13 protein-coding genes and 1 pseudogene are annotated in these 12,721 nt (G+C 40.7%); 7 read left to right on the forward strand and 7 right to left on the reverse strand.

Translation table 11 applies throughout. The features are described 5' to 3' along the window. Nucleotide 1: 1 nt before the first annotated feature. Nucleotides 2–1,243 (forward strand): glutamate-5-semialdehyde dehydrogenase, encoded by a 1,242-nt coding sequence (locus CJ483_RS01755; RefSeq protein WP_120031356.1) that lies wholly within the window; start codon nt 2–4, stop codon nt 1,241–1,243. 49 nt (nt 1,244–1,292) lie between these two features. Here CJ483_RS01755 and CJ483_RS01760 read toward each other — a convergent pair whose 3' ends face one another. Then, on the reverse strand, nt 1,293–1,622 hold the full coding sequence (locus tag CJ483_RS01760; RefSeq protein WP_120031358.1) for a hypothetical protein: 330 nt from the start codon (nt 1,620–1,622) through the stop codon (nt 1,293–1,295). Nucleotides 1,623–1,855: 233 nt separating this feature from the next. Beyond that, on the reverse strand, nt 1,856–2,770 hold the full coding sequence (locus CJ483_RS01765) for a hypothetical protein (RefSeq protein ID WP_120031360.1): 915 nt from the start codon (nt 2,768–2,770) through the stop codon (nt 1,856–1,858). Between the two features lie 246 nt (nt 2,771–3,016). On the opposite strand from CJ483_RS01765, the gene yfkAB reads away from it, so the two are divergent. After that, nucleotides 3,017–4,129, forward strand: coding sequence for a radical SAM/CxCxxxxC motif protein YfkAB (gene yfkAB, locus CJ483_RS01770; protein WP_120031362.1), 1,113 nt, complete (start codon nt 3,017–3,019; stop codon nt 4,127–4,129). A 196-nt stretch (nt 4,130–4,325) separates the two neighbouring features. Here yfkAB and CJ483_RS01775 read toward each other — a convergent pair whose 3' ends face one another. Both CJ483_RS01775 and CJ483_RS01780 read right to left on the reverse strand, forming a co-directional pair. Next, nucleotides 4,326–4,712, reverse strand: a complete 387-nt coding sequence (locus CJ483_RS01775) for a VOC family protein (RefSeq protein WP_120031364.1) — start codon at nt 4,710–4,712, stop codon at nt 4,326–4,328. A gap of 229 nt (nt 4,713–4,941) precedes the next feature. After that, a complete protein-coding gene (locus CJ483_RS01780; RefSeq protein ID WP_120031366.1) occupies nt 4,942–5,676 on the reverse strand; it encodes an SDR family NAD(P)-dependent oxidoreductase in 735 nt (244 codons plus the stop codon). A 237-nt stretch (nt 5,677–5,913) separates the two neighbouring features. Between CJ483_RS01780 and CJ483_RS01785 the strand changes: the two genes are divergently transcribed. From CJ483_RS01785 to CJ483_RS01795, 3 genes are all read left to right on the forward strand, one after another. Then, nucleotides 5,914–6,189, forward strand: a complete 276-nt coding sequence (locus CJ483_RS01785; RefSeq protein WP_120031370.1) for a ferritin family protein — start codon at nt 5,914–5,916, stop codon at nt 6,187–6,189. A gap of 23 nt (nt 6,190–6,212) precedes the next feature. Beyond that, a complete protein-coding gene (locus tag CJ483_RS01790; RefSeq protein WP_120031372.1) occupies nt 6,213–6,551 on the forward strand; it encodes a spore coat protein in 339 nt (112 codons plus the stop codon). A gap of 130 nt (nt 6,552–6,681) precedes the next feature. Then, a complete protein-coding gene (locus CJ483_RS01795; protein WP_259455535.1) occupies nt 6,682–7,287 on the forward strand; it encodes a hypothetical protein in 606 nt (201 codons plus the stop codon). A 171-nt stretch (nt 7,288–7,458) separates the two neighbouring features. Here the strand turns inward: CJ483_RS01795 and CJ483_RS01800 are convergent, their stop codons facing one another. Next, a complete protein-coding gene (locus CJ483_RS01800) occupies nt 7,459–8,034 on the reverse strand; it encodes a nitroreductase family protein (RefSeq protein WP_120031376.1) in 576 nt (191 codons plus the stop codon). Nucleotides 8,035–8,297: 263 nt separating this feature from the next. On the opposite strand from CJ483_RS01800, the gene CJ483_RS01805 reads away from it, so the two are divergent. Continuing rightward, nucleotides 8,298–8,978 carry a hypothetical protein gene (locus CJ483_RS01805; RefSeq protein ID WP_120031378.1) on the forward strand — a complete coding sequence of 227 codons (681 nt, stop codon included), beginning with the start codon at nt 8,298–8,300 and terminating at the stop codon, nt 8,976–8,978. Nucleotides 8,979–9,065: 87 nt separating this feature from the next. Here the strand turns inward: CJ483_RS01805 and CJ483_RS01810 are convergent. Further along, a pseudogene (locus CJ483_RS01810) lies at nt 9,066–9,742 on the reverse strand (DUF3885 domain-containing protein). A 78-nt stretch (nt 9,743–9,820) separates the two neighbouring features. Further along, entirely contained in the window at nt 9,821–11,224 is a 1,404-nt protein-coding gene (locus CJ483_RS01815) for a sigma-54 interaction domain-containing protein (RefSeq protein ID WP_120031380.1), read from the reverse strand. A gap of 266 nt (nt 11,225–11,490) precedes the next feature. Between CJ483_RS01815 and CJ483_RS01820 the strand changes: the two genes are divergently transcribed. Further along, nucleotides 11,491–12,687 carry an amidohydrolase gene (locus CJ483_RS01820; protein ID WP_120031382.1) on the forward strand — a complete coding sequence of 399 codons (1,197 nt, stop codon included), beginning with the start codon at nt 11,491–11,493 and terminating at the stop codon, nt 12,685–12,687. The last annotated feature ends 34 nt before the right edge of the window (nt 12,688–12,721 follow it).

Here is a 12,721-nt window from a genome sequence, read left to right on the forward strand (position 1 = left end):
AATGGGAGAATTACTGGAGAAAGCAAGGCTATTAAAGACGGCTTCTTATCAAATGGCTATGTTGGATGAAGCAGAAAAAAACGAGGCGCTAGAAAGAATAGCTCAAGCGTTGCTTGCCAATGCAGATTTTATTTTACAGGAAAATGCCCGGGACATGGAAGATGGAACAACTGCCGGATTTGCTCCACCTTTACTAGACCGACTGCAGTTAACGGAGGAACGGATCGGCCAAATGACTGATGGCGTCCGACAATTAATTAAGCTAAAAGACCCGGTTGGCGAAACAACAGAACAGTGGACGCTTGAAAATGGATTAAATATTCGGACAGTCCGCGTGCCGCTCGGCGTGATCGGCATGGTGTATGAGGCACGGCCGAATGTTACGGTTGATGCCGCAGCTCTATGCTTAAAAGCAGGCAACGCAGTCCTGCTCCGCGGGAGTTCCTCTGCAGCTCGGTCCAATCTTGCATTGGTAAAAGTTATGAAAGCTGCTTTGCAAACTTCTTCGATTCCAGAAGATGCACTGCAATTGCTGGAAGACACAAGCAGAGAAACAGCGACTGAAATGTTCCGCTTAAATGAATACTTGGATGTGCTCATTCCACGGGGCGGAGCAGGCTTAATTCAGACTGTGATCAAACAGGCGACCGTACCTGTGTTGGAAACTGGTGTAGGGAATTGCCACGTCTATATTGATGGCAGCGCAGAGAAAGATATGGCCATTGCCATTGCAGAAAATGCGAAGCTCCATCGACCTTCTGTCTGCAATGCAGCTGAAACGTTATTGATTGATATACATTGGCCTTACCGAAAAGAGCTCTTGCACACAATCGCCGAAAAAGGCGTTGAGCTGCGCGGATCGGCTGATTTGGCAGAGGAATTTTCATTTGTTAAACAAGCAGAAGAAGAAGACTGGCACACTGAGTATCTAGCTCCGATTCTTGCTGTAAAAACAGTGACAGGTGTCCGAGAGGCTATTACTCATATTCAAACATATGGAACGAAACACTCAGAAGCGATTGTGTCAGAGAACAGAGAACATGTGCAAACATTCTTCCGGGCGATTGATGCCGCAGTTCTTTATCATAATGCTTCCACTCGTTTTACAGACGGTGAACAATTTGGATACGGAGCAGAAATCGGCATCAGTACCCAAAAGCTTCATGCCCGTGGGCCAATGGGGTTAAGAGCCCTTACGACAGTAAAGTCACTCGTAGAAGGAACCGGACAAATTAGACATTGATGAAAAAACCGGCCGCTCTAATTTTGGGCTGCCGGTTTTTTCTCTCCATTTACAGGAAGGCCATATGAATGTAGTTGCTTTCCTGTAAATGAAATCCCTGTTTAACGAGCGCTTCCCACATATAGCGATCCAGTGAATAAGGACTCTTTTCCTGTAATTCGGCCGCCTTTTCTTTGTCAAGCGAGAATGTATATAAATAGTCCTCAATGATAAAAGATGCATAAATGACTTCTTCATACTCATTCCAGTCAAACAGCAAAATAGCCTCTTGTCCCCAATCATTCAATTGTACATCCATGCAATTTATCACATGGTAAAAGTAGCTCTCATTACTCATCATCTTTGCTAGATAGCCTCTAAGCATCCCAGAAGTATTCATCGAACTCCTCCATTTCCTGTTTATTATTGTCATGAACTATATAAACTTCCTATTCCCTCTCAGAGGCCTTTTAATCCAAGTGAACCTACTTTCTTTAAAACAGAAGGTTTGTTCATTAGGCGTGTGGATATACATTCCAGTCGCTGAGCGTTATCGGAGCCTCCCTCATAAGAACCATAATAGAAAAACGGACAAAAAAAGGGAATTCCCTTTTTCTGTCCGTTGGTTTCTCTTTATTTTAGTTCTTGAAGGATTAGCTGTTCCCCCTCTTTTTTGTAAGTGAACGTGATGCTTGTTCCTTCTTCCATTTGATCAAACTTCTTCATCATGTCACTGTCAGGGGCAACCTGGAAGGATTGTGGCTGTCCATCCACTTCAATTTCTACCGTATGTGGGTCGGCCATGCCATTGAAAGTTCCTTTTGCTTCAGTGTTTGTGTCATTGCTGCTTGCCGCTTTTAACTCCTGAAACACCAATTGTTCCCCCACTTTTTTATAAGTAAACGTGATGTTTGTTCCTTCTTCCATTTGGTCAAATTTCTTCATCATGTCACTACCAGGAGTTACTTGGAAGGATTGTGGCTGTCCGTTTACTTCAACTTCCACTGTATGCGGATCAGCGACACCGTTAAACACTCCTTTTGCTTCAATAATTGTGCTGGCGCTGTCTTTTTTAGCGGTAATCTTTTTCAATTCTTGAAGGATCAGCTGTTCCCCCTCTTTTTTATAGGTGAACGTGACGTTTGTCCCTTCTTCCATTTGATCAAATTTCTTCATCATGTCACTGTCAGGGGCAACCTGGAAGGATTGCGGCTGTCCATCCACCTCAATTTCTACCGTATGTGGATCGGCCATGCCATTAAATACACCTGTCGCTTCCGTTATATTAGCAGCTGGCTCTTTGGGTGCAGCTGGCTGCTTGTCCGCATTATCCGCATTGTCTGTTTTGTCTGTATTGTCCGCTGGCTCCTCTGCCGGTTCTGGCGATTGAGTTGTTACCTCTTTATCTACCGGCTTCTCTGTTGTTTCTTCTGCGGAATTATCTGCAGGCTTCTCTGTAGACTGTTCTTTCGTTTCTTTTTCTGAACAAGCCCCTAATATTCCTCCAGTGAGCAAAACAGCTCCCAGGATTGCAGACCATTTCTTCATAGATAACTCTCCCTTCACTTACTTCTCTTACAGCCTACATTGTAACATACATGGAATTTTTCGCTAACTATTTACATAATAAATAGAAAAAATAGGACTCCGGCCTGAGAGAATTTTCAAATTCTGAGAACATAATAAAATTCCTCCCTGTTTCCCTTGGGAGGCGGCTTCCTTTCATTTTCCCTGTTCATTTATTGAGAAAATAACAGTATAATAGTTCGTTGTATAAAGAAATGAGGGTTAAACATGAAACAAACGATTACACCTGTATTTGATCCATGGGAAGCTTACCTCGATGTACAGCAAGCTGGACATATACAATTATCAAACGTAGAGTTCACGACAACGACTCTTTGCAATATGAGATGTGCGCACTGCGCAGTGGGTTACACGCTGCAAACGAAAGACCCTGATGCCTTACCGCTCGATCTATTTATCCAGCGGCTTGATGAAGTGCCTGCTTTGCGGGCCTTAAGTATTACTGGCGGCGAGCCTATGCTGTCAAAAGCTTCTGTTCGCAACTATGTGCTGCCGTTATTAAAATATGCCCACGAACGGGATGTATACACACAGATTAATTCTAACTTGACGCTGGAGCTTTCTCGCTATGAGGAAATTGCTCCGTACCTAGACGTTCTACATATTTCCCATAACTGGGGCACAACAGAAGAATTTGCAGAAGTAGGCTTTGCCAATATGGCGCGGAAGCCGACATTGCAGCAGCGTGAAGCTTTGTTCCAGCGAATGATTGATAACAGCCGCGAATTGTCTCGCATGGGAGTCATGGTATCAGCTGAAACCATGTTAAATAAAAGCACGCTCCCTTACCTAGAAAAGATTCACCGACAGGTCGTAGAAGAAATGGAATGTGCTCGCCATGAAATTCATCCTATGTACCCAAGCGACTTCGCAAGTGCGCTTGAGTCGCTTTCTCTTGATGAAATCAGGGAGGCCATTCATCACCTGCTTGATATACGTGATCCAGATGTATGGATGCTGTTTGGTACTCTTCCTTTTTATGCTTGTAGCTCGGATGAAAGCACACAGCAGTTGCTCAAACGGCTGCGCACTGAAAAGAATGTGACCGTTCGTAACGATCCTGATGGCCGTTCTCGCTTGAATATTAATATCTTTACGGGGGAGATTATCGTCACAGATTTTGGGGATGCGCCGCCTTTAGGAAATGTTCAGACGACTACCTTGCAGAAATCTTATGAAACATGGAATCAATCCAAGCTCGCTGCTGATCTCAATTGTCATTGTTCAGGCGTTCAATGTTTAGGTCCTAATATTCTAGTTAAAAATGCTTATTATCCACACGTTGATTTTACAAATAAAAAAGCTGTTTTTGCTAAATAAGAAAGCATTAGCCCCTGCAGAAGGTTAGAAAATATCTATTCTTCATTGTTTCTCTCCGTTCTGTATGAAGATTGCTAAAACCGCCACAAGAGCTCATTTTGTCAGGCGGTTTTAGTTTTTTAATGCCATGCAAACGGTTCTCCCTGCCCATAAAAAAATGAGTAGGTGGTTTCTTTAGAATAAGGCTTGATTAACGTTAGTTATTTACTTTTTCCATGACGGCAAAGTAATTTTCTTCACTATCTGCAAAGTTAAATACTCTGCCAGAGGGCATATTTACAATGTCTCCGACTGTAACTTTTTTATTTAATAAGTCGCTATGTAACGTATCGAGGTTTTCTGAAAAAAACATTAAAGAAGGTGTGCCCAGATTTAATCCAGGTGACATTTTGGCCACGAATTCCTTATTGTGCAGAAGGATAGTCGTTTCTGCCTCCTTTGTTGGACCGATTTCAATCCATCTCATTCCTTGGCCGTTATTTTCTTCAGAAATCACATGAAATCCCACTTTTTCCGTCCAAAAATTTACTGCTTCGTCCTGATTGTTTACATATAACATGATTTGACCGATCTTATGAATCATTCATTTTCCCTCCTGCATGTTTGATATCCATATTTAATTCTACAACGGGTGCGGATAACCCTTTCTAATTCGCACTTCTCTAAACTTTGTACGAATGGCCGTTTGAGTGTAAAATCTTAAACAAGTAAAACCCCGTTTCAGGCTTAAAACGGGGTGAAATATAGTTATTTAATTCTCACCGCAAGGCACTTAGTTCTCGGAGCAAAGTATCGGCTAAATGTGACTGAAACTACCTTAAATAGCCCCCATTATTTATATCGAATGTTGCTCCTGTGTAATGCTTGGACTTATCTGATAATAAGAAGATAACCGTATCGGCCACATCTTCAGGCATCACAGGCGTATTAATGAGCTGGTGAGTTACATACTCTTTTTTTCTCCAATCAGGTATCACTCCCATCATCGGCGTGTTCACTATCGTAGGAGCGACTGCATTCACTCGGATATACGGTGAGAAATTCATGGCACTGCTTTTAGTTAAGCCTAGTATGGCCGCTTTTGATGTTCCGTAAATTGCATCTGAACTGCCTTCTATCCCTGATACTGAAGACATATTCACGATCACTCCCTTACGCTGATTGGAGAACAACTGCTGGCCGAACATCTGTGTGAAGTAAATAAATCCCTTAACATTTATATTTAACACTTGATCAATTTCATCTTCTTGATAATCCAGTATATTCTTCGCCAAATAGATGCCTGCGTTATTCACTAAACTATCTGCATCAGCATGCTCTGACTCCACATAGGCAAAAAATGAGACCGCCTCTTCATATTTGCTTACATCTAACGGATAGGTGTAAAGAAATTCATGGCCATTCATGGCCTGTTTTAACTCATGTAAGGAGTCTTCATTTATATCACAGGCAATGACTGCAGCTCCTTCCTGCAAACATTGTTTCACCATTTCTTTTCCAATACCAGAAGCCGCACCTGTTATGATGATCTTCCTGTTTTTTAACACTCTATAAATCCCCCTCTTCTCACTTTTAAACGAATCCTTCCTGTAAATTAAAAACTGAATGTATAAACTATTTTATCATCGCTTATTGTGCAGCGTGGACAGATGATTAAATAAAATAACGGAAGATTTTTTTATAGGGCTTTGCTGTAAATCAGTATATACACTTTTTGCGCATAAGAGGACGATTCTTTGCTCATCCTACACTGTGATACTCGACAAAACGAAAGGAGTCTTTTCATGCAGAATACACAAGCACCGATTCCGAACCCACCAAGAGTTCTTACAACGAAAGACTTGCTTTACTTAAAAGATGCATTATCATGGGAACTTCTGGCATTTAAAAAGCTTCATTTTTTCGCTCAACAGGTGAGCAATCCAGAAATCCAGCAAGCGCTCGAAAAAGCAGGAAGAATGCATCAAAATCACTTTCAAAAATTGCTTACCCATCTGCAAGTAGATAACAATGCTGCATTAGCCAGCTTGCCTACTCCTCAACAGGGACAGCATTCGTAAAGAACCAAAAGGAGGTCGATGAAATGTCAAATCAGCAAAATCCCAATCAAATTGCCAATCCGCAAACAGGACAATTGCCGAAAGTCAAAAGTCCAGAGATGAATGATCGTGACTTTATTAATGATGGTCTCAGCACATGTAAATACTTAACTGACAGCTTGAACATTGCTGTGCGTGAAGCAAGCCACGAACAGCTGTATTCGGACATGCTTCAAATTCTTTCAGAAACCCATCAAAGCTGCCGCGAGCTTTACGAATTAATGTTTCAAAATGGCTGGTATAAGCTTGAGGCTGAGGATCAGCAAAAAATTGATCAAGCCTATAAGCAATTCAGTAATTACTCCTCGCAGTTTCCCTATTAAAAGAAAGATCCCGGCCATTTAGTTTGCCGGGATCTTTCTTTTAACCAGCAAATTTCTCTATGTCAAAAAAAACAAAGGGGTGAATGGATAGATTATAATTAAAAATACATTCATTCTTAAAGGAGACGGCATGATGGATCTTGAAGTGGGTTTTCTTCCGAAAAATTGTATAAGAGATATACCAGATGCAGGTGGATACTTTCCTTTTTCTATAGATGGAAAGGCTCTATATGTTATAGATTATCAAAGCATTGATGAAGAATTTGAGAATTTTTTATGCGATTGGATGAAAAAATTAGACCGTTTTCCCATCTATGCTGTTTTTGAATATATGGATTATCAGGAAGAAGAGATAGAAAAAGAGTTTTCATTGGCCAAGGTTGAAAGGCTCCATATTAACTTTAAAAAAGAATTATTTATAAAAACAAAGTTAACAAATTTATCTCAATTGCAAGTGGTTATGCCTTATCTATACGGGCAAGGAAGCATGAATTTTTTTGCTGCATGGTCTCTTTCTCAAGATCTCTTCAGCTTTGATAAGCGAGAAATGAACACTCTCTTCGGCCTTAAAAAAGTACAGCTGCCTGTTATCTCTTTAAAACAAAAGGATACAGTCTTCTGGGTTGATTATGACGGGCAGTCCATAATTTCTATTTCAAATGAAAAGTTATTTTCATCGATTGAATCTATTAGCCATTCCTTCCCTTCAGACACCCATGTGATCAAATGTGAATAGGCAGATAAAGAATGAGTTAGGCAATCTCTGCTGTCCAGATCGAAAAAGGATCTTCGATTTGAAGATCCTTTAGTAGAACAAGTGTGGCTTTGACATAAAGTTTGATAAAAAGCCATGTGTAGCCATGTGTTGTGGACAGAATTTTTCCCGGTCAGCAATCGGGCCAGGGTGTTACTTATCGATAATCGTTAGACACTCGCGGATATCTGTACGTGGTCGTGCAGTCGGTACATGTTGGGGGTAGCCAATCATCAACGTAGCTACTATTTTTTCCCCAGGCGCGACACCGATTTCCTCTCTAAATGCGGGGTCATAAATCCAATCATTCGTACGCCAAATCATGCCGATGCCTCTTTCCCATGCAGCCAGTTGAAAATTTTGAATGAGCGAGGAGACCGCTCCATAATCTTCATCCCACCTTCTTTGGCGAGGATCTTCAGGCATAATAACGACAAGGTGTACGGGGATATCCCGGAAATATTGGGCTTTCCTCTTCACTTTTTCTGAAACGTCACCATCCACTTTTGGCTGTGAATGAATGTAGGCTTGGATAAATTTTTCTTTTCCTTCATCTACATATAACTGGAATCGCCACGGCTCTGTTAACTTATGATTGGGTGCCCACTTGGCCACGTTTAATAACTCAATAATCACTTCAGGACTAATCGGTTCCTTTTTAAAAGATTTAATCGTTCTACGATTTATAATGTTTTCTTCAACAGCATTTATTCCTTCTTGATGGCTCATCTTACACATCCCCCTTACATAGCTTTTGTAAAAGTATATGTAATTGATCGACCTACATGAAAAACATTCTCAATTACATTATTTCTTAGTATAGCATGATTGCAAGTAATCTCCTAATCATACACGCAATAGCGATAGATATAACGCTAAATCCCATCTCACTGTACGAGGATTTTCTTTTATCCGAAATTTAATTTATATAGTATTTATTCCATATATGGTAAAATTTGAATGATAAATAATTTGTTATAGGAGTGTATGTAATGAAAAACAATCTGTGGACGAAACTAGCTGTCATTTTTTTCTCTTCAATCATGTTCATGCCCACAAGTATTGCACAAGAGACGGCTAGAGCCTCTGGACAAGAAACAAAGAAAGAAGAGCCTTATATTGAAGAATATGATGCTAAAGGCAATCTAAGTAAATCCTACTCTAGTAAAGAAATTGAACTGCTTATGAAAGAAGCAAAGACATCAGAGCGTTTATTAAACACAGAACCAAAAAACACTAATGAAAGTTCCTATGTTCATTTTTATGATGAAAACAATCTCTTAATAGGTTCATCGAATGCAAAAGCGGTAACAGCCCAACAAGCAGCGTTAGCAAAAGTTAAGGCTGCAGGGTATCTGGTGTATAGATATGATGAAACGACTTTCGGAAACAGTGTGACGATAGCTAGCGAAAGATACTTTAAAAATCCTCAAAGCATCACCGTCACTCCAAAACAACAAGTGAATGTCCTGACCATTCAAACATACAAAGAAGGTTATTCAACACCCTCAGGAAGCATCAAGATCGGAAATTTTCGCGCCAGTGTGAATGTTCCGCTCGCGGACATCGCTCAACATGCACTCGGATCTGGCAATTATAAAATTCAACTTATCCATAATGATACTGCAGACAGCATGACTTATCTGAATAGCGGGACCCTTTATTATCAGTAAAAGAAAATTAGAGCTTGTTGGGGAATGAAGTAGATAGACAAGCAAAGGAGCACGAACGGGAACATGAGCTTTTACAATCTGTCCTGGTTACTTCATTCCCGGCCTTCCTAGTCCTTCTTCAATCTTCTTTCTATCTACTTCCTCTATCCAATCGTAATAGTTCTCATACAGCGGCCGGATTCGATCTGCTTCACGAGCTATCACTTCACATCCCCGATCATCATAAACAAAGAAAATAATATCTTTTGTCGTATTCACAAAGAAAACATCCGGATAATGAATGAAGTCCTCTCCAAACTTTGGTTTCAGCGGAAAGTCTTCGTTACATGCTGCCTTCAGTAATTCATTCATACGTATGTCCTCTCGCTTACAAAGCAATGAAAATTGCTGCCTTTCATAATCCTTCGCTTCGTCCGACTCAAACGGATAAGGATATGTTCTCACCTGAATTCGTTTTAAAGCGTTTTTACACTTCAAAAATGGTTGATAGACCTTCAGTTTTTTGGTTTGTTGCTTTTGGTTTTTGTGCTTATAAATATTGGTTACTAGAAGCAAATCGTCCTCTCGTTCGAATAATTCATTAAAAATGGTGAAGGCTTGCTTATAGACCACTCGAAATCGTTCAAGATTGAGCCCGCCGTTCTCTTTAAATTGATAGATTTCCGTACCAAGTGAAAAATGAATGCCAATGTCCCATTGATTATAGATGCTTGGGACTAATTCGACAGGGGGAACTTTTTCTTAAGGTATTCTGCTACGTCCATTCCTCATCTTCCTTCCTGTTTATCGTGTTTTACTAAGGTGTGTTTGTTTCTACATAAATAGCCGGTTTGATGAGAAAGTTATCCCTTGTACTTTTTTAATCTTCTCATGAATGAAGACTGGCTAATGCCTAATGCTTTCGCTGCTTTTCTTGTGGTTTTATGATGGTTGTAGGCTTGTAGGATGACTTCTTTTTCAACCTGGTCCAAGATGCCCTGTAGAGACTCTTCCATAAGATTAAGGGATAGAAGTGAGTCCGTATTTGGCCTCGTCTTTTGTTGATATTTTTTCGGAAGATCAGCTGTAAGAATTTCATCTTGTTTTGCTAAAATCACGAGCTGCTCTACTAAATTCTCTAATTCTCTTATATTTCCAGGCCATTGATAATTTCGCAGAATGTCAATCACTTCGTTCGAGAAAAATCGCGCTTTTTTATGTAATCCGTTAAATCGCGTTAAATAAAAATGCAAGAGAGGAAAAATATCTTCTTTCCTTTCTCTAAGAGGAATGATGGCAATAGGCAGAATGTTAAGGCGGTAAAATAAATCACTGCGAAAGGTGCCTTCGTCTACCATCTTCTCTAAATCACTGTTTGTTGCTGCAATGATTCGAATATTTGCCTTTTGGATTTGAGCAGCCCCTATTGGACGATACGTTTTATCTTGCAATAGCTGTAAGAGTTTAGACTGCAACGGAAGCGAAAGCTCGCTAATTTCATCAAGAAACAACGTGCCGGTTTCAGCAAGCTTTACGAGTCCTGCCTTCCCCTGCGTGTTGGCCCCTGTAAATGCCCCTTTTTGATAGCCAAACAGTTCGGATTCGATCAATGTTTCCGGAATAGCAGCACAATTTACATAAATAAATGGTTTATTATGTCTTTCGCTGAGCTGGTGAATTTTTTTGGCGGCTACATTTTTTCCCACCCCTGTTTCTCCCGTGATTAAAACAGTTGTATCGACACTCGCGACTGTTTCAATAATTTGAGAAAGTCGAATGGATGACGGACTTTGTTCAATAAAAGGAAGCTCCTGTTGATTGAACAATTGATGTAAATGCAGTTTCCTAAATTCTTGAATGTAACGGTTGAGAAGTGCATTAATTTCTTCAAACTCAAGCTGAGGGGTACTGGAAGCCAATTTGCTCATATCCCTGCCGTGAGCAATCACATACTTGATCTCCCCCTCTTCATCCAGAATAATATGTCCCGTAGTCATATGTTTTTTTCCGTTTACTAAGGTTTGTACCTTTGTAATCCGCTCTCCTGTTTCGATGACCTGTTTAATAATGGACGGTTGAAATACTTTCTCCTTTTCGAGTTCTTTTACATTTTTACCGATAATGTCCATTCCTTCGAACGACTCTTTGCTTGTTTTATTCATCCATAAAGTCGTCCCATTTTTATCCGCAATATAAATGGCGTCATCTAAAGAATCAAAAATTTTGAAAAAATCATTTGAGCTGATTGATATGTTTTCTGTCTTCATTCACCATTCCCCCTTTTTTCTGTGAAAAATGAGTCTCTATTGGTTCGAATTTTCACACTCCATCAAAACCTTCAAACGATCGAACCATATATAAATCAATCACAAGAAAATTGAACCAAATTTGGTTCAATTATATATGAATCCCTTGAGAGTTTGTATTAATTTATTAAAATTTACACACTATTCTAACATGTAAGCGATTAAAAGCAGGCACAGAAATTGCAATATGAAAAATTGAACCAAAATAAAGAAAGGTGAGTAAAAAAATGACAACTACTTTTGAACAACTCTCATGCTTGGCTGATCACATGAAAGAAGACATGGTGCAATGGCGGCGTTATTTGCACGAAAACCCTGAATTGTCGTTCCAGGAAGAAAAGACCTCCCAATTTGTGTTCGATACTTTACAGTCCTTTGGCGGTCTAGAGGTTACTCGTCCGACAAAAACAAGTGTAATGGCCCGATTAATTGGCTCCCGTCCCGGCAAAACACTTGCGCTCCGGGCGGATATGGATGCCTTGCCTCTTCAAGAAGAAACTAGCTATGAGTTTGCCTCTAAAAATCCAGGCATCATGCACGCCTGCGGCCATGACGGCCATACGGCTATGCTGTTGGCGTGCGCTAAGATTTTATCCGGCTTGAAGAACCAAATTAAAGGAGAAATTCGATTTCTATTCCAACATGCCGAAGAGGTCCCGCCGGGGGGCGCTATCGAAATGGTCGAAGCTGGTGTGATGGATGGGGTTGACATGGTGATTGGTTTACATCTCATCTCGACCATGGAAGTCGGGACATTGGCTATTAACTCCGGCCCCCTCCATCCCGCTTTAGGTAATTTTGACATTAAAATTCTAGGAAAAGGCGGACACGGCGCCTCTCCACACGAAACGATAGACAGTTTAACCATTGCTGCCCAGGTCGTGACGAATCTGCAGCAAATTGTATCACGAAACATTGATCCGTTTGAAACGGTTGCCTTATCGATTACCAAAATTCATGGGGGAGCTGTCGAGGGGGATACGGCTTATAATGTCATTCCTGATGCACTGGAGCTTGGTGGCACGGTGAGATGCTTTAATGAGGAGCTTTTACACTCCATCCCTGCTTTAATGAAACGCATCATAAAAGGAATTACGGATGCACACAGCGCAAACTATCAATTTTCATACAAACAAGGCTATCACCCTGTTGTCAATGATCAGCAAATCGCTTCCCTTGTCGAGGAAGCACTGATAGAAGCGTTTGGTGCAGAAGCAGTCCATAAAGCAAAACCGATCATGCCGGGAGAAGACTTCTCTGAATACCTTCAAAAGGCACCTGGCGCTTATTTTTACATTGGCGCCGGAAATGAAGCAAAAGGGATCATTTATCCGCATCATCACCCACGGTTTGCCATCGATGAAGAGGCCTTGCCAATCGGGGTACAAGCCTTTCTCCATGCGGTCTTTAAATTGTTAGATTGATTCATTCACTAGATAAATTTTCAAGAGGAGAACA

This window comes from Bacillus sp. PK3_68, from assembly GCF_003600835.1.
GTDB lineage: Bacteria > Bacillota > Bacilli > Bacillales > Domibacillaceae > Pseudobacillus.